Consider the following 16,112-nt stretch of genomic DNA (forward strand, 5'->3'; position numbering starts at 1 on the left):
CGCTACGACAAGCGGGCCTACGTCTTCCATGGCACGGTCACCGTCGCAGCGATCCGCCTCTGGCTCCGACCATGATCCGCCGGACAGAACCTAGGGCTCGGGCCGGTCCTCGGGTACCACCGCGGCGATCCCCGTGCTGGTGCGTGGGGCGGTGCTCGGCAGCCGGCCGGAGTCGATCAGGGTGTGAGCAGGCGTGACCGCAGGGCGTCGATCCGGGCGTGGTCGATGCCGACGGTGCCGGTGAGGTAGGCCTCGACGGAGCCGTAGCGGGTGGCGAGGTCGGCGAGGGTGAGGCGGATGACGGCCTCCGGGGCGCGGCCGTAGCCGGGCCAGCGGAGGGTTTCGCCGGGGTGGGCGGCGTGCCAGTCGGCGACCAGGTGCGGGGTGGCGAGCTCGGTGAGGGCGAAGTCGGCGGCGATGTCGTCCTCGGAGACGCCGAGCAGGGTGAGCACCAGGGCGGCGATCAGGCCGGTGCGGTCCTTGCCGGACATGCAGTGGAAGACCACCGGGGCGTCGGCGTCGGTGATCGCGTCCAGGGTCTGGCGGATCTCCTTGACGCCGTCCTCGGCGACCTCGGCGAAGCGGTCGGCGAGGTAGCGCCACGGGTCGAGGTCCGGGTCGATCGCGGCCTGGTCGTAGGGGCGGTGCTCGATCGAGTGGTTGCGGAAGTCCAGGCCGTCGACGTCGGGCACCCGGCCCTTGGCGGCGATCTCCCAGTCGTAGCGCAGGTCGATCACGGTCCGGACGCCGAGGGCCCGGAGCCGCTCCAGGTCGGCGGGGGAGGAGAGCTTGCCGAGCGAGTCGGAGCGGTAGAGCAGGCCCCACCGGACGGTCCGTCCGTCGGCGGCCCGATAGCCGCCCAGGTCACGGAAGTTGTGCAGGGCGTCGAACGCGAGGTGGCGGGTCGTCATGGGCGGCCATCCAACCACGGCGTCAGGCGCCGGAGTAGCCCCGGGCGAGCAGCTCGAAGGCGCGGTCGGCGTGGGCGACGGCCTCGGCGTGGAGGTCGTCGGCGGTGCGGCCGCCGTCCCGCAGGAGCTGCCAGTTGTGCAGGGCGAGGACCCGCTGGGTGGCGGTGACCTGGGCGGCGAGCAGCGGGGCGGTGAGCTCGTGCGGCGGGGCGAGGTCGGGGGCCTCGCGCAGCGCCTCGGCGAGGGACTGCTCGGCGCGGGCCACGTACGCGCCGACCCGGGCGGCCAGGCTGGGGGTGCCGTACACGAGGGCGGTGAAGGCCAGTACGGCCGGGTGGTCGTTGAGGCCGGTGACCGGGTCGTGCCGGTCGAGGCCGTCCAGGAAGTCCCGGCGCAGGGCGTCCAGCACGGTCTCCTCCCCGCTCCGGCCCCGGACCACGTCCGCCGCCTGCTCCTGGTGGTCGGCGAAGCGGTGGACGACCAGGTCCTCCTTGCTGGCGAAGTAGCTGAACAGGGTGGGCTTGGAGACCTCGGCGGCGGCGGCGACCTCCGCCACCGAGACCTGGTCGAAGCCGTGCTCCAGGAAGAGCGCGATGGCGGCCTCGGAGATGGCCCGCCGCGTCCGTTCCTTCTTGCGCTCCCGCAGTCCCGTCATGCCGGCCAGGCTAGCAGTCGGGGTTGACCGGGACAGTTTTCTGACCCAGTACGAAAATCAGCTGCTGAGCGAGTCCAGGATCCGTCGGACCGACTCCACCACCGGCGCGCCCGCCCGCACCAGCGAGGCCACCCCCGAGATGTTGCGCAGCGCCCGGCGCAGGGCGGACGGCGAGGCCCCGGCGCCGTCGCCGATGGCCTCCAGCGACTCGTCCAGCACCTCGCGGTCCTCGGCCGGCACCTGGTCGCGCAACTGCTGCACGGCGGCGACGAGTTCGCGCAGCGCGGCCTGCGGATCGACCGGGCCCTGGTTCTTGACGATGCCGATGTTGTGGTCACCGTGCTGGGTGACCGAGTCGCCGAAGTGGAAGGAGTTGCTCACAGTCCGACCCGCTTTCCGGTGTTGTGGTCGCCGTACTGGGTGATCTTGTCGCCGACGTGGAGGTTCTCCACCTGGAAGGCGAACTCCGCCTGGGGGTTGTCGATCGCCTCCATGATCATCTGGATCAGGTTGGTGATCTGCCACTCGTGGTGGCTCACCACGGCGGTGGTGGCGGCGTTCGAGGTGTCGAGGACCAGCCGGTACACCGGCTTCTGCCGCAGCTTGGTGACGAGCCGGTAGAGGAAGAACGCCAGGCCGGCCAGCAGCAGCACGCTCGGGAGGGCGGCCTGCGTGGCGTCCGCCCCGTTGCGGGTGAGCGCGCTGAGCAGGCTGACCGCGCACAGCAGCCCGATCACCTGCCGGACGAACCTGATGACCGTCCGCGAGCGCTTGGGCGGCCACCACACCAACTGCCGAGCCCGGGCGATGTGCTGCAGCGGGTAGGCGTCGCCGCCGATCCACAGCACCCGCCGGCTCACCCTGACGTCGATCACGTTCCGTGCCAAGTCCGCTCCCCCTGCCGCTCGTGCGGGGAGAACCATAGCAACGGCCGAGGACGGCAGGAGTGCTGGCGGTGGATCAGGCGGTCCTCACCGGGCCTGGCGCCGGGCGGTCACCTCGATCTCGATCCGCATCCGGGGGTCGGCCAGGCCGCACACCTGCATCGTCGCGGCGGGCCGGACCTCGCCGAAGCAGCGCCGCAGCACCGGCCAGCAGGGCTCGAAGTCCGCGCGCTCGGGCAGCAGGTAGCGCACCCGCACCACGTCGGCGAAGCCGGAGCCGGCCTCGGCCAGGGCGGCCGCGATGTTACGCAGGCACTGCTCGGCCTGCTCCACCACGTCCGGGGAGATGGTCATGGTGGCGTAGTCGAACCCCGTCGTCCCGGACACGTGCACCCAGTCGCCGTCCACCACGGCGCGGGCGTAGCCGATCTCTTCCTCGAAGGTGGAGCCGCTGAGCACGGCGCGTCGCCCGAGTCGTTCTGTCATGCGCCGAACGCTAGGTGGCCTGCGGGGATACGTCCAATACTCCTGCCGGGCCGATCTGATATCCCTGGAGGTATGGAGCACCGCCCCGAACTCCCCCTCCCGCAGCTGCACGCCTTCACCGTGCTCGCCGGGGAACTGCACTTCGGCCGGGCCGCCGCCCGCCTCGGCATCGCCCAGCCGCCGCTGTCCCAGCAGATCCGCCGACTGGAGGAGAAGGTCGGCCACCCGCTGTTCCGGCGCGAACCGGGCGGCGTCACCCTGACCCCGGCCGGGCAGGAGCTGCTGCCGGTCGCGCGCCGGGTGCTGGCCGAGCTCGCGGACGGGCTGGCGGCCGCCCGGGCGGTGGGCGACGGGGAAGCGGGCCGGCTGCGGATCGGCTTCTCCGCCTCGCTCGCCCTGACCGTCCTGCCCGGCCTGCTGCACGCCTTCCGGGAGCACCACCCGGGGGTGCGGCTGGACGTCCGGGAGATGACCAGCGCGCCCCAGCTCACCGCCCTGCGCGACCGGGGCATCGACGTCGGCCTGCTGCGCGAGCCGCCCGCCGACGACCCGGAGCTGCGCTTCCGGACGGTGCTCGGCGAGCCCTTCGTCGCGGTGCTCCCGGCGGACCATCCGCTCGCCGCCCAACGGGTCGTCCGGCTCGGGCAGTTGGCGGCGGAACCGTTCGTGCTGCTGCCCCGGGAGGAGGGGCCGCAGCTGTACGACCGGATCACCGGCCTGTGCGCGGAGGCGGGTTTCACCCCGCGGATCGGACAGCAGGCGGTGGAGTGGCAGACGGTGTGCGCCCTGGTGGGGGCGGGCCTGGGCGTCTCGCTGGCCCCGGCCGGCATCCGGCGGATCCGGCTGCGCGGCGTCGCCTTCCGCCGGATCGACCCGGCTGCCGCCCGCACCCGGGTCGCCGTGGCCTGGCGGGCCGACGACCGCAGCCCGCTGGTGCACCGGCTGCTGGAGATCGTCGGGCCGGAACGACACCAGGTCTGCCGTCCGGCTCAGACGCTGCGGTCGGCGAGCACCTCGCGGACGACGTGACGGGCGTTGGCGGTCCGGGCCGGGTCGGTGTGGCGGTAGTAGGGGATCGTCACCAGGGCTATGGAGAGGGCCCAGGCGCGGCCGCGGGCCCACATGGCGTCGTCGGCGCGCAGGGCGGCGCGGAAGGCGGGTCTGGCGGCGGCGGGCAGCAGGTTCCAGGCGGGCATCAGGTCGGTGGTGGGGTCGCCGACGCCCATCAGGGCGAAGTCGATGACGGCGGCGAGCCGGCCGGAGCCGTTGAGCAGCAGGTTGCCGGGGGTGAGGTCGCCGTGCGTCCAGGCCGGCGGTCCGGCGTACTCGGGGAGGCGGAGCGCCTTGTCCCACAGGGCGGTTGCGGCGGCGGTGTCGATCGCACCGGTGAGTTGGGCGATCGCCGCGCGGGTGGCGCCGTCCCGGGAGGCGAGCGGCACGCTGCGGTGGCCGGCCGGGGCGCCGGCCGGGTCGAGGGTGCGCAGGGCGTTGACGAAGCCGGCCAGGTCGCGGGCGAGGCCCTCGGGCGCGGTGAGCACGCCGACCGCCGGGTTGACGCCGTCGAGCCAGCGCAGCACCGACCACTGCCAGGGGTAGCCCGCGGCGGGGCGGCCGACGGCCAGCGGGGCGGGGACGGGCAGCGGCAACTGCGGTGCCAGCCGGGGCAGCCACTGGTGCTCGCGCCGGACGTCCCCGGCGGCCCACTCCACCCGGGGCAGCCGGACGGCGAGTTCGGGCCCGAGCCGGAACATGGCGTTGTCCGTCCCGGCGGACCCGACGGGCGTGACCGGCAGGCCCACCCACTGCGGGAACTGGGCGGAGAGCAACCGCCGTACCAGGGCCGCGTCGACGACCGGTCCATCGGGGTGCATCCGGGCGGCAGCGCACATGCCCGGCAGCGTACAGCGCGGACCGCCGCCCGACAGGCGGATCGGCGAACTGCCGGGCCCGACGAGGTGAGGGGACGGTGATCGGCCGGCGGACGGACGGCGAACGTCGGGCCCGGGCGCGCGCCACGCCCGCCTCCCCGGGTGCGGCCGTGCGGTGTCACCGGCACCTGCCAGAATGCGGGGGGTACGGCGAAAGCACTGAAGGAGAAGGTGACCGGCTTCGTGACCACGCCAGTCGAACAGGTGGCCCGGCAGGCCCAGCAGGCGATCGAGCGCAAGATCGCCGAGGAACTGGGCGTTCGCGAGGGGCAGGTGACGTCCGCGGTCGAGTTGCTCGACGGCGGCGCGACCGTGCCGTTCGTGGCCCGCTACCGCAAGGAGGTCACCGGCTCGCTGGACGACGCCCAGCTGCGCACCCTGGAGGAGCGGCTGCGCTACCTGCGGGAGCTGGAGGAGCGCCGGGCGGCCGTCCTGGAGTCGATCGACGCCCAGGGCAAGCTGGACGACGCGCTGCGCGCCCAGGTGCTGGCCGCCGACTCCAAGGCACGGCTGGAGGACATCTACCTGCCGTACAAGCCCAAGCGGCGCACCAAGGCGCAGATCGCCCGGGAGGCCGGGCTGGAGCCGCTGGCCGACACCCTGCTCGCCGACCCGACGCAGGACCCGGCGGCGCTCGCCGCGCAGTACCTGAACGAGTCGGTGGCGGACGGCGCGGCCGCGCTGGAGGGCGCCAGGTCGATCCTGGTCGAGCGCTTCGGCGAGGACGCGGACCTGGTCGGCTCGCTGCGCGAGCGGATGTGGGGCCGCGGCCGGGTGGTCGCGAAGGTCAGGGACGGCAAGGAGGCCGACGGCGCCAAGTTCGCCGACTACTTCGACTTCTCCGAGCCGTACACCAAGCTCCCCTCGCACCGCATCCTGGCGATGCTGCGCGGCGAGAAGGAGGAGGTGCTGGACCTCGAACTCTCCCCCTACGACGGCGAGTCCGAGGGCGACCTGCCCGGCGAGAGCGACTACGAGCAGCGCATCGCGGCCCGCTTCGGCATCGCCGACCGCGGACGCCCGGCCGACAAGTGGCTGGGCGACACCGTCCGTTGGGCCTGGCGCACCCGCGTCCTGGTGCGGCTCGGCATCGACCTGCGGGGCCGGCTGCGCGCCGAGGCCGAGGACGAGGCGGTGCGGGTCTTCGCCGCCAACCTGCGCGACCTGCTGCTCGCCGCCCCGGCCGGCACCCGCGCCACCATGGGCCTCGACCCGGGCTTCCGCACCGGGGTGAAGGTCGCCGTGGTGGACGCCACCGGCAAGGTGGTCGCGCACGAGACCATCTACCCGCACCAGCCCGCCAACAAGTGGGACGCCGCGCTGCACACCCTCGCCGCGCTGGCGAAGAAGCACGACGTCGACCTGGTGGCGATCGGCAACGGCACCGCCTCCCGGGAGACCGACAAGCTCGCCGAGGACCTGCTCAAGCGCCACCCCGAGCTGGGGCTCACCAAGGCGATGGTCAGCGAGGCCGGCGCCTCCGTGTACTCGGCCTCCGCGTTCGCCTCCCAGGAACTGCCCGAGCTGGACGTGTCGATCCGCGGCGCCGTGTCGATCGCCCGCCGGCTCCAGGACCCGCTGGCCGAACTGGTCAAGATCGACCCCAAGTCGATCGGCGTCGGCCAGTACCAGCACGACCTGAGCGAGGTGAAGCTGTCGCGCTCGCTGGACGCCGTGGTCGAGGACTGCGTCAACGCCGTCGGCGTGGACGTCAACACCGCCTCGGCGCCGCTGCTCACCCGGGTCTCCGGCATCACCGCCACGCTGGCCGACAACATCGTGGCGCACCGCGACGCCAACGGCCCGTTCCGCACCCGCAAGCAGCTCAAGGACGTCTCCCGGCTGGGCCCCAAGGCCTTCGAGCAGTGCGCGGGCTTCCTGCGCATCCCCGGCGGCGAGGACCCGCTGGACGCCTCCAGCGTGCACCCCGAGGCCTACCCGGTGGTGCGCCGGATCCTCGCCTCCACCGGCGGCGAACTGCGTGAGCTGATCGGCAACGGGGAGCGGCTGCGGGCGCTGCGCCCGGCGGAGTTCGCCGACGAGACCTTCGGCGTCCCGACCGTCACCGACATCCTCGGCGAGCTGGACAAGCCGGGCCGTGACCCGCGCCCGGCCTTCCGCACCGCGGTGTTCAAGGAGGGCGTCGACAAGATCGGCGACCTGGAGGTCGGCATGGTGCTGGAGGGCGTGGTCACCAACGTGGCCGCCTTCGGCGCCTTCGTCGACGTGGGCGTCCACCAGGACGGGCTGGTGCACGTCTCGGCGCTGTCCAGGAACTTCGTCAAGGACCCGCGCGAGGTGGTCAAGCCCGGCGACATCGTCAAGGTCCGGGTGCTCACGGTGGACGTGCCGCGCAAGCGGATCGGGCTCACCCTGCGGCTGGACGACGAGGTCGGCCGGGAGCGGGGCGGCGACCGCGGTGACCGCGGCGACCGCGGCGACCGCGGTGGTGACCGGGGCGAGCGGCAGGCCCGCCCGCCGCGCCAGGAGCGCCGTGGCGGCGACCGGGGCGCAGGCCAGGGTGCGGGCCAGGGCGGCCGGGGCGGCCAGGACCGGCGCGGCGGCGGCTCGGGCTCCGGCTCCGGCGGTAACGCCCCGCTGGCCAACAGCGCCATGGCGGACGCGCTGCGCCGGGCCGGTCTGACCGGCGGCGAGGGCGGCGGGAAGGACCGGCGCTCCGGACGGCGCTGAGCCCGGACGGCGGCGGGGCCGGTGGACGCGTCGTCCACCGGCCCCGCCGTGCGGGTGACCTCAGGCGAGCAGCTTCTCCTTGGCCCGCTGGTACTCCTCGTCGGAGATGAGGCCCTTGCCCTTGAGGTCCGCCAGCGCCGCCAGGTCGTCGACATGACTGCGAGCGCCGCCGCCCTCCGGCGCTGCGGCCTCCTTGATGTACGCCTTGACCGCAGCCTCGGTCTGCTGGGCCTGGGAGAGGTCCCGCTTGTGCATGGAGTCACCGCGCGCGATCAGGTAGGCGAGCACGCCGATCAGCGGCAGGATGATCACCAGGACCAGCCAGCCCGCCTTGCCCCAGCCGCTCAGGTCGTGGCTGCGGAAGACGTCAGTGATGATCTTGAACAGCAGGAAGATCCAGAGGATCCAGAGGAACAGCTCCAGCATCGTCCAGAAGACGTTCAGCAGCGGGTAGTCCGCGGCCAGGTGAAAGGTGCCCATGGCCGAGAGATATCATGACAAATCGGACACTGTTCCGCTCTGCTCGCCTGTTCGGGTGATCCTCGCCTCCCGACCCCCCAGCCTCTCTCGGCCCTCAGTCCCGCCCGGCCCGCCGTCGCAGCTCGACCGCCAGCCCGATCAGCTCGCCCCACCAGGCGTCGTGCCCGCCGAGCAGCAGTCGCTGCGCCTCGGCGACCGGGACGGCCCGGACCTCGACCACCTGCTCGCCGTCCGCCGGGTTGGTCGGCGTGGAGTCCAGCTCGACCTCGCCCCAGCCCCACAGCCAGGCCTTGTCCGGGTGCGGCTGCCACGGCCGGTACGGCACGAGGTCCTCGGTGTGGCAGCGGTGCGCGCCCAGCCAGGCCGGCTCGCCGAGCAGCCGGGCGCCGGCCTCCTCGCGCAGCTCCCGGGTCAGGCAGTCGACGACGGACTCGTCCTTCTCCCGGGTGCCGCCGGGCAGGAACCAGTGGTTCCGGTCGTCCCGGCAGAGCACCACGCCACCGTCCGCGAACCCGACCAGGTGGATGTTGGTGACCAGCTCGTCCGGCGGCAGCACGGTCGAGAACTGGGCGTCGTAGCGGCCCCAGGCCCAGTACTGCGGCGCGTGCAACGCCGGGAACAGCGCGGCGAGTTCGGCCGCTCTGGCGGCGGAATCGGTGTCGGTGCGGTCCGTGGTGTCGGTCATTCGGAGATCGTAGTGCCGGCCGGGAAACGGCGGGGGGCGCCCTGGTGGACGAGGGCGATGTCGGAGGTGGAGATGGCGCGCGGGCGCCGGCGCACCGGTTCGACCGGGGTGTCGACCCAACTGCCCAGCGAGATCTCGGCGGTGATGCCCGGTCCGAAGCCGGCGATCAGGCCGGTGGTGCCCTCGGCGACGCCGCCGTCGGCGAACAGCCGGGCCAGGGCGTCGAAGACGACGGCGCTGGCGATGTTGCCGCGCTCGGTCAGCGTGGCCCGGCTGTAGCGGAAGGTCGAGGGCTCCAGGTCGAGGAAGTGGCAGAGGTCGTCCAGGATGCGCGGGCCGCCGGCGTGCACGATGTAGAAGCCGAGCCCGGAGACGTCCCAGCCGTGCTGTCCGGCCAGGGTGCGCAGTGCGGGGGCGAGCATCTCCATGGTGCCGGGCACCCGCTTGTCCAGCTGGAAGTGGAAGCCGGTGTCCTTGACCCCGTAGGAGATCCAGCCCTCGGTGTCCGGGACGAGGTGCGAGCCGTTGCGCTCGACGTGCACCCCGCGGCCGCCCCGGCCGCGCATCACCACGGCGGCGACGGCGTCCCCGAACAGGCCGTTGGAGAGCAGCGAGCCGACGTCGAGGTCGCTCGGCTGGTAGCAGAGCGAGCAGAACTCGCAGGCGACGATGAGCACGTTGGCGCCCGGGTAGGCGCGGCAGAAGTCGTGGGCGCGGTTGACGGCGGCGCCGCCGGCCGCGCAGCCGAGCTGGGCGATCGGCACCTGGCGGGTGTCGGAGCGGAAGCCCATGGCGTTGATCAGCCAGGCGGTCATCGACGGCATCATGAAGCCGGTGCAGGACACGTAGATGATCAGGTCGATGTCCTGGGCGCCCAGTTCGGCGTGGCCGAGGGCGCGTTCGACCACCTCGGGGACGCGGCGCTTGGCCTCCTGCTCGTACACCTGGTTGCGGTGGGTGAAGCCGGGGTGGGTGAGGGTCCGCTCGATCGGCTGGACCAGGTGCCTGGTGCGCACCCCGGTGTTCTCGATCAGCCGCAGGGCCAGGCCGAGTCGGGGGTGGCCGGCGTGCAGGGTGCGGGCCAGGTCGAGGGTCTCGTCGAGGGTGATGACGTGCTCGGGCACGGCGACGGCGGGGCGGCAGAGTGTGGCCATGGGTGTGTGGGTCTCCCCGGTGCGGGAACGGTGTGTCGGGGGGAGCGGGCTACCAGGCGACCGGCAGGGTCTGCGGGAAGCGCCAGATCGAGCCGGATTCCCAGTCGAGTTCGGCCGGGTCGACGGCCAGGCGCAGTCCGGGGAAGCGGCGCAGCAGGGTGCCGATCGCGACCTGGAGTTCCATCAGGGCGAGGTGCGAGCCGAGGCAGCGGTGCTGGCCGTGGCCGAAGGCCATGTTGACGGGCCCGTCGGTGCGCTCCAGGCGCAGCTCGTCGGGGTGCTCGTAGGCGGCCGGGTCGCGGTTGGCGGTGAGGTAGGAGACGTGCACGGCCTCGCCGGCCCGGATCAGCACGCCGCCGAGCTCCACGTCCTCGGTGGCGATCCGGGCGATGCCGGGGCCCTGGCGGAACGGGATGAAGCGCAGCAGCTCCTCCAGGGCGCGGGGCAGGTCCTCGGGCCGGGCGCGCAGTTTCGCGAGCTGCTCGGGGTGGGTGAGCAGGGTGTAGGTGATGTTGCTCAGCTGGTAGGTGCTGGTGTCGTGGCCGGTGACCAGCAGGACCATCGCCATGACGGCCAGTTCGTCCGGGTCGAGGAGGTCCTCGCCGTCGCGGGCGGTGGCGAGCGCGCTGATCAGGTCCTCGCCGGGGTGGGCCCGGCGCTCGGCGGTGAGCTCGGTGAAGTAGGCGCGCAGGCCGGCCTTGGCCTCCTCCTGGCCCTCGCGGCTGCCGGGGCCCGTCCGCATCATCGCGACCGCCCGGGCGCGCAGCCGGTCGCGGTCCGGTTCGGGGATCTCCAGCAGTTCGCAGATGGTGTGGAGCGGGAGCCGGGCGGAGAGGAAGTGCGCGAGGTCGGCGGGGGCGCCGTGCTCGGCCATCTCGTCGAGGAAGCCGTCGACGATGGCCTGGGTCCGGGGGCGCATCCGTTCGACCTGGCGGTTGGTGAAGCCCTGGGCGACCAGGCGGCGCAGCCGGTTGTGCTCGGGCGGGTCCATCAGGTTGATGGACTCGGCCTGGGCGATGGTGGCGGGCGTCATCCGCGGCAGGTCGCGGCCGATGCCCGCGGCGCGGCTGAACCGGCGGTCGGTGGTGACCAGTTTGACGTCCTCGTAGCGGGTGGCCAGCCAGGCCTCGCCCGTGCCGTGGGGCAGGCGGACCCTGGCGATCGGGGCCTCGGTGAGCAGCCGCTTGAGGAGGGGGTCGAACTCCAGGCCGTCGGTGTGGTGGAAGGGGCAGTCCCACACGGGGGTGGTGGTGGTCACGGGCCTGTCCAATGGTCTTCGTCCTGCGGGGTGGTGCCGCGCGGACGGTGTTCGTCGCTCCGGTCGCGGATACGCAGATGCTCCCCCATGGACTGGCAAAAATGTGAATCCTTCGAGCTGTTCCCCCTAATGAGTGAGCCGGCTGATTGTCATGCGAATCATCGTGACGGGGAAGGGAATTGACGGTCAGTCGTTCGTGCCCGGTGCGACCAGGCCGGTCTCGTAGGCGAGCACCACCGCCTGGGCCCGGTCGCGCAGGTTCAACTTGGCGAAGATCCGGGCCACGTGGGTCTTCACGGTCGACTCGCTCAGGGTCAGTTCGACCGCCAACTCGCCGTTGGACAGGCCGCGTCCGAGCAGGCCGAGCACCTCCGCCTCGCGCGGGGTGAGCGGCGCGAGGTCGCGGTGCAGCCGCGGCGCGTCGGTGCCGCGCGCGGCGGGGTGCGGGGCGCCGGTCGCGAAGCGCTCCACCAGCCGGCGGGTGATCGACGGGGCGAGCAGGGCGTCGCCGGTGTCCACCAGGCGTACGGCGGCGGCGAGGTGGGCCGAGGTGACGTCCTTGAGCAGGAAGCCGCTGGCCCCCGCGGACAGCGCCGCGTAGACGTAGTGGTCCAGGTCGAAGGTGGTCAGCATGATGACCCGGCAGCCGGGCACCGCGGCCAGGATCCGGCGGGCCGCCTCCAGGCCGTCCATGGTCGGCATCCGGATGTCCAGCAGGGCCACGTCCGGCCGGTGCAGGGTGGCGGCGGCCACCGCCTCGGCGCCGTCGCCGGCCTCGGCGACCACGTCGATGCCGCGCGCGGTGAGGATCATCCGGAAGCCGGTGCGGACCAGCTCCTGGTCGTCGGCGATCACCACCCGGGGGCGGCGCTGCTGGTCCTGTTCCACGGTTCCCTCCGAGTCGTTCACGGCCGGTCCAGCGGGATGCGGGCGCGGACCCGGTAGCCGCCGCCGAGCCGGCGCCGGGCGTCCAGGTCCCCGCCGTACACGGCGACCCGCTCGCGCAGGCCGAGCAGCCCGCGCCCGGCGCCGTCCGCCTGCTTCGGGGCGGGGGCGGGCGCGCCGGAGAGCACGCTCGGGCCGCTGTTCAGCACCTCCACCCGCAGGTAGTGGTCCGCGTACCGCACCGTCACCTCCGCCGTCACCCCGTCCCCGTGCTTGAGCGCGTTGGTCAGTGCCTCCTGGACGATCCGGTAGGCCGTCACGTCCACGCCGCCGGGCAGCGGCCGCGGTTCGCCGGAGACCCGCACCTCCACCGGCAGCCCGGCGAAGGCGAACCGGTCGATCAGCGGGCTCAGCCGGCTCAGGCTCGGCTGCGGCGCGAAGTCGTCGCGCTCCGGCTCCTCGCTGCCGTCGGCGGCCGGGGCGAGCAGGCCGAGCAGGTGCCGCAGCTCCGTCATCGCGTCCCGTCCGGCGGCCTCGACCGCGCCCATCGCGGCCGCCGCCTCCTCCGGCATGGTGGCCAGCACCTCGCGGGCGGCCCCGGCCTGCACCACCATCAGGCTCACGTTGTGGCTGACGATGTCGTGCAACTCGGCCGCGATCCGCGCCCGTTCGGCGTCCACGGCGGCGCTCGCGGCGCTCTCCCGCTCACGCTCCAGCAGCCAGCCGCGCTCGCCGATGGCCGCCCGGTACAGCCGCCGCGCCCGTACCAGCGCGACGCCCAGCCAGCCGGCGGCCGCGCAGGCGGCGCCCGCCGTCGCGATCGCGATCCAGTCCGTCCCTGTTCCCCACACGGCGTCAAGCCTCCCAGGCCGGGGCTTGATCGACATCATCCGGGGGTGCCGCCCGCGTACATCCCGGGTACTACGGCGACCTGCGGTTACACCCGGGGTGGGACGCCCGGCCCGGGAGGCCGCGCCTACCGTCGTCGACCATGAGCAACGACCACGACGGGACCACCCGGCCCGACGACGCGCCGTACGTCGTCGAGCTGTCCGGGGTGCACAAGGAGTTCGGCGACGCCAAGGCGCTCGACGGCGTCGACCTGAGGATCCGCGCGGGTGAGGCGGTCGCCGTGATGGGCCCCTCGGGGTGCGGCAAGTCCACCCTGCTGAACATGGTGGCCGGGCTGGACCGGCCCAGCTCCGGCACCGTCCGGGTGCAGGGGCAGGACCTCGGCGGGCTGAACGAGAACGGCCTGGCGCTGTTCCGCCGCCGCCACATCGGCATGATCTTCCAGTTCTTCAACCTGATCGACGACCTCCCGGCCCTCGACAACGTCGCCCTGGCCGCCCAGCTGACCGGCACCAGCGCCAAGCAGGCGCGCCGACGCGCGCTGGAGCTGCTGGACGAACTCGGCGTCGCGCACCGCAAGGACGTCTACCCGGCCACCCTCAGCGGTGGCGAGCGCCAGCGGGTCGCGGTGGCCCGCGCCCTGATGAACCGTCCCGCGCTGCTGCTCGCCGACGAGCCGACCGGCGCGCTGGACAGCCGCTCCGGCGAGCAGGTGATGGACCTGCTGATCGACCTCAACCAGATCGGGCAGACCCTGCTGATCGTTACCCACGACCCCGACCTGGCCACCCGCTGCGCCAGTCGGCTGGTCGAGGTCGCCGACGGCAAGGTGGCGCGCGAGCGGATGCTGGAGGGGTCCTCGTGAACAGTGCTGTGTGGCGGGCCTCCCGGGCGGCCGTGAAGCGCCGCCGGGTGCAGACCGTCGTGATCGGACTGGTCGTCTTCTGCTCCACCGCGACGGTGCTGCTCGCCCTCGCGGTGATCAGCGCCGCCCGGGCCCCCTTCGACACCGCCTTCGAGGGTGAGCGCGGCGCGCACGTCAGCGCCCTCTTCGACCCGGCCAAGGCCTCGGCGGAGCAGCTGGCCGCCACCGCACACCGGCCGGGCGTCGAGGCGACGGCCGGGCCCTTCGACCAGGCGGTGGTGACCATCCCCACCGACTGGATCGGGCACCCGCCCGGCCCGCTGATCCTGGTCGGCCGGCCCGACCCGGCGGCCGCGCCGGTGGACCGGGTGAAGCTGCTGTCCGGCCGCTGGGCCACCGCGCCCGGCGAGGTGGTCATCGGTACCGCCGGGGGTTCCTCGGAGGGGAACCTCGGCACCCGGCTCACCACCGGCACCGGGGAGCGGCTCACCGTCGTCGGCTTCGCGAGCGACATGAGCCAGTCCGCCGGCGGCTGGGTCACCCCCGAGCAGGCGGCCGCCCTGCACCCCACCGGGCGGCAGATGCTCTACCGCTTCACCGACGCGGCCACCGAGCAGCGGCTCACCGCCTCGCTCGGCCGCGCCACCGAGGGCCTGCCCGAGGGCGCGGTCGCCAACGCCCAGTCCTACCTGGTGCTCAAGCAGGCGTTCTCGGCCGGCGCCGACGCCTACCTGCCGGTGATGACGGTCTTCGGCGTGCTCGGCCTGGTCGTCGCCGCGCTGATCGTCGGCAACGTGGTCAGCGGCGCGGTGGTCTCCGGCTACCGGCACATCGGGGTGCTCAAGTCGATCGGCTTCACCCCGCGCCAGGTGGTCACGGTCTACCTGACGATGGTCTCGGTGCCCGCGGTCGTCGGCACGGTGCTCGGCACGGCGGCGGGCTGGACGGCCGCGTACCCGATCCTCAAGACCGCGTTCAGCGGCATCGCCACCGGCACCGCCGTGATCGATCCGGCCGGCTGGCTGCCCGCCGCGACCCTGCTCGGCGTCCCGCTGCTGGTCGCCCTCGCCGCGCTCGTCCCGGCCTCGCGGGCCCGGCGGCTCTCCGCCGCCCAGGCCATCTCGGCGGGCAGTGCGCCGCGCACCGGGCGCGGCCTCAAGGTCCAGCGGTGGCTGAGCGGCACCAGGCTGCCCCGCGCCGTCAGCCTCGGCCTCGGCCAGCCCTTCGCCCGCCCGGCCCGCACCGCGCTGACCATGGCGGCGATCGCGCTCGGCGTGGTCACCGTGACCGTGACCACCGGGCTGACCAGCACCCTGGCCGCCTCGATGTCCGCACCGGACCAGCACACCCACATCAACGTGCAGACCGCCGTCTTCTCCGGCAGCAAGCTCGCGCCCCGGCTGACCGCGGAGCAGACCAGGGCGATGCTGCACGCCACCCCCGGCGCCGACCAGGTCTCCGTCCGGGGCCTGGTGCGGGTCGGCATCGTCGGCCAGCCCCAGCCGGTCTTCGCCAACTTCTACGGCGGCGACGCCATGGTCGACCACCGGCGGCTGAACGTGGTCGACGGCCGCCCGGCCACCGGGCTCGGTGAGGCCGAGGCCGGGCCGGCCTTCCTGGACCAGCACGGGCTCAAGCTCGGCGACCGGATCACCCTGGCCCTGGACGACCGGCGGACCACCGTCACCCTGGTCGGCCTGGAGACCCAGGGCAACGCCAACGCGCTCTCCTCCAACGCCGCCACCAGGGCGCTGCTCACCTCCGACCCGCACGTGGTCGAGTACGACGTGCGGCTCGCCGACGGCGCCGACGCCGCGGCCTACCGGAAGGCCGTCACGGACGCCGACCCGAGCCTGGGCACCGCGGTCGTCGCCCCGAGCACGGAAGGGTCGGTCGTCGCGATCAAGACGTTCAGCACGACCTTCTCCGTCCTGCTGTCGGTGGTCGCCGCGCTCGGCGTCTTCAACACCCTGCTGCTCACCATCCGGGAGCGCCGCCGCGACCTCGGCATGCTCAAGGCGATCGGGATGACGCCCCGGCAGGTGGTCGGGATGACGGTCACCTCGGTGGCCTGGCAGGGCGTGGTCAGCGGGATCGTCGGCATCCCGGTCGGGATCCTGGTGCACCGGCTGATCGCCGAGCACGTCCGGATCATCCACTTCACCGACGCGATGATCGACGTCTGGGGCGCCCCGCTGCTGGCCGCCCTCGCCCTCGCGGGCGTCGCGATCGCCGTCCTCGGCGCGCTGGTCCCGGCCCGCTCGGCGGCCCGGCTGCCGATCGCCGAGGTGCTGCACAACGAGTGAGCCCGCTCGGGGCGCGGCGGGCGGCTGGTCCGTAGGGCGGCGGGGCGGCGGGGCGGCCGGGTGGTGCACCGC

16 protein-coding genes are annotated in these 16,112 nt (G+C 73.6%); 4 read left to right on the forward strand and 12 right to left on the reverse strand.

From position 1 onward, the window contains the following. Positions 1-176 precede the first annotated feature (176 nt). The 5 genes from ACFXOZ_RS39270 to ACFXOZ_RS39290 all read right to left on the reverse strand — a co-directional run bounded on the left by ACFXOZ_RS39270 (position 177) and on the right by ACFXOZ_RS39290 (position 2,936). A complete protein-coding gene (locus tag ACFXOZ_RS39270; RefSeq protein ID WP_380594799.1) occupies positions 177-911 on the reverse strand; it encodes a tyrosine-protein phosphatase in 735 nt (244 codons plus the stop codon). 22 nt (positions 912-933) lie between these two features. Next, entirely contained in the window at positions 934-1,566 is a 633-nt protein-coding gene (locus ACFXOZ_RS39275) for a TetR/AcrR family transcriptional regulator (protein WP_380594801.1), read from the reverse strand. A 57-nt stretch (positions 1,567-1,623) separates the two neighbouring features. Further along, positions 1,624-1,947: a hypothetical protein gene (locus ACFXOZ_RS39280; RefSeq protein ID WP_380409715.1), complete on the reverse strand. Its 324-nt coding sequence runs from the start codon at positions 1,945-1,947 to the stop codon at positions 1,624-1,626. After that, on the reverse strand, positions 1,944-2,453 hold the full coding sequence (locus tag ACFXOZ_RS39285; RefSeq protein WP_380529693.1) for a DUF6232 family protein: 510 nt from the start codon (positions 2,451-2,453) through the stop codon (positions 1,944-1,946). The genes ACFXOZ_RS39280 and ACFXOZ_RS39285 overlap by 4 nt, the downstream gene beginning before the upstream one ends. Positions 2,454-2,537: 84 nt before the next feature. Continuing rightward, positions 2,538-2,936 (reverse strand): RidA family protein, encoded by a 399-nt coding sequence (locus tag ACFXOZ_RS39290; RefSeq protein WP_380594803.1) that lies wholly within the window; start codon positions 2,934-2,936, stop codon positions 2,538-2,540. A gap of 72 nt (positions 2,937-3,008) precedes the next feature. Here ACFXOZ_RS39290 and ACFXOZ_RS39295 point away from each other — a divergent pair, with 72 nt between their 5' ends. Next, complete coding sequence (locus ACFXOZ_RS39295; RefSeq protein ID WP_375890281.1) at positions 3,009-3,965, forward strand: LysR substrate-binding domain-containing protein; 957 nt, start codon at positions 3,009-3,011, stop codon at positions 3,963-3,965. Here the strand turns inward: ACFXOZ_RS39295 and ACFXOZ_RS39300 are convergent. After that, a complete protein-coding gene (locus ACFXOZ_RS39300; RefSeq protein WP_380529688.1) occupies positions 3,926-4,825 on the reverse strand; it encodes an aminoglycoside phosphotransferase family protein in 900 nt (299 codons plus the stop codon). The genes ACFXOZ_RS39295 and ACFXOZ_RS39300 overlap by 40 nt on opposite strands. A 222-nt stretch (positions 4,826-5,047) precedes the next feature. Here ACFXOZ_RS39300 and ACFXOZ_RS39305 point away from each other — a divergent pair, with 222 nt between their 5' ends. After that, on the forward strand, positions 5,048-7,555 hold the full coding sequence (locus tag ACFXOZ_RS39305; RefSeq protein WP_380594805.1) for a Tex family protein: 2,508 nt from the start codon (positions 5,048-5,050) through the stop codon (positions 7,553-7,555). A 60-nt stretch (positions 7,556-7,615) separates the two neighbouring features. On the opposite strand, the gene ACFXOZ_RS39310 is transcribed toward ACFXOZ_RS39305, so the two are convergent. The 6 genes from ACFXOZ_RS39310 to ACFXOZ_RS39335 all read right to left on the reverse strand — a co-directional run bounded on the left by ACFXOZ_RS39310 (position 7,616) and on the right by ACFXOZ_RS39335 (position 12,868). Beyond that, positions 7,616-8,035, reverse strand: coding sequence for an SHOCT domain-containing protein (locus ACFXOZ_RS39310; RefSeq protein ID WP_375897129.1), 420 nt, complete (start codon positions 8,033-8,035; stop codon positions 7,616-7,618). 94 nt (positions 8,036-8,129) lie between these two features. Further along, on the reverse strand, positions 8,130-8,720 hold the full coding sequence (locus ACFXOZ_RS39315; protein WP_375897131.1) for an NUDIX domain-containing protein: 591 nt from the start codon (positions 8,718-8,720) through the stop codon (positions 8,130-8,132). After that, a complete protein-coding gene (locus ACFXOZ_RS39320; RefSeq protein WP_380594807.1) occupies positions 8,717-9,874 on the reverse strand; it encodes a type III polyketide synthase in 1,158 nt (385 codons plus the stop codon). The genes ACFXOZ_RS39315 and ACFXOZ_RS39320 overlap by 4 nt, the downstream gene beginning before the upstream one ends. Before the next feature lie 49 nt (positions 9,875-9,923). Continuing rightward, the gene (locus ACFXOZ_RS39325; protein ID WP_380529680.1) at positions 9,924-11,132 is read right to left on the reverse strand and encodes a cytochrome P450; all 1,209 of its coding nucleotides are present in this window, start codon (positions 11,130-11,132) and stop codon (positions 9,924-9,926) included. A gap of 186 nt (positions 11,133-11,318) precedes the next feature. Next, positions 11,319-12,020, reverse strand: a complete 702-nt coding sequence (locus tag ACFXOZ_RS39330; protein ID WP_380529678.1) for a response regulator — start codon at positions 12,018-12,020, stop codon at positions 11,319-11,321. Between the two features lie 17 nt (positions 12,021-12,037). Beyond that, positions 12,038-12,868 carry a sensor histidine kinase gene (locus ACFXOZ_RS39335; protein WP_375897140.1) on the reverse strand — a complete coding sequence of 277 codons (831 nt, stop codon included), beginning with the start codon at positions 12,866-12,868 and terminating at the stop codon, positions 12,038-12,040. Between the two features lie 140 nt (positions 12,869-13,008). Between ACFXOZ_RS39335 and ACFXOZ_RS39340 the strand changes: the two genes are divergently transcribed. Together ACFXOZ_RS39340 and ACFXOZ_RS39345 are read left to right on the forward strand one after the other, a co-directional pair. Continuing rightward, entirely contained in the window at positions 13,009-13,734 is a 726-nt protein-coding gene (locus tag ACFXOZ_RS39340) for an ABC transporter ATP-binding protein (RefSeq protein ID WP_375897143.1), read from the forward strand. Next, positions 13,731-16,040, forward strand: a complete 2,310-nt coding sequence (locus ACFXOZ_RS39345) for an ABC transporter permease (RefSeq protein WP_380594810.1) — start codon at positions 13,731-13,733, stop codon at positions 16,038-16,040. The genes ACFXOZ_RS39340 and ACFXOZ_RS39345 overlap by 4 nt, the downstream gene beginning before the upstream one ends. The last annotated feature ends 72 nt before the right edge of the window (positions 16,041-16,112 follow it).

Origin of the sequence: Kitasatospora sp. NPDC059160, assembly GCF_042755465.1 — a bacterium.
Lineage (GTDB): Bacteria > Actinomycetota > Actinomycetes > Streptomycetales > Streptomycetaceae > Kitasatospora.

What these genes read in the sequence shown, in the direction of transcription:
- ACFXOZ_RS39270 (WP_380594799.1), bottom strand. Translation starts at nt 911, where the DNA reads ATGACGACCCGCCACCTCGCGTTCGACGCCCTGCACAACTTCCGTGAC.
- ACFXOZ_RS39275 (WP_380594801.1), bottom strand. Translation starts at nt 1,566, where the DNA reads ATGACGGGACTGCGGGAGCGCAAGAAGGAACGGACGCGGCGGGCCATC.
- ACFXOZ_RS39290 (WP_380594803.1), bottom strand. Translation starts at nt 2,936, where the DNA reads ATGACAGAACGACTCGGGCGACGCGCCGTGCTCAGCGGCTCCACCTTC.
- ACFXOZ_RS39295 (WP_375890281.1), top strand. Translation starts at nt 3,009, where the DNA reads ATGGAGCACCGCCCCGAACTCCCCCTCCCGCAGCTGCACGCCTTCACC.
- ACFXOZ_RS39300 (WP_380529688.1), bottom strand. Translation starts at nt 4,825, where the DNA reads ATGTGCGCTGCCGCCCGGATGCACCCCGATGGACCGGTCGTCGACGCG.
- ACFXOZ_RS39310 (WP_375897129.1), bottom strand. Translation starts at nt 8,035, where the DNA reads ATGGGCACCTTTCACCTGGCCGCGGACTACCCGCTGCTGAACGTCTTC.
- ACFXOZ_RS39315 (WP_375897131.1), bottom strand. Translation starts at nt 8,720, where the DNA reads ATGACCGACACCACGGACCGCACCGACACCGATTCCGCCGCCAGAGCG.
- ACFXOZ_RS39320 (WP_380594807.1), bottom strand. Translation starts at nt 9,874, where the DNA reads ATGGCCACACTCTGCCGCCCCGCCGTCGCCGTGCCCGAGCACGTCATC.
- ACFXOZ_RS39340 (WP_375897143.1), top strand. Translation starts at nt 13,009, where the DNA reads ATGAGCAACGACCACGACGGGACCACCCGGCCCGACGACGCGCCGTAC.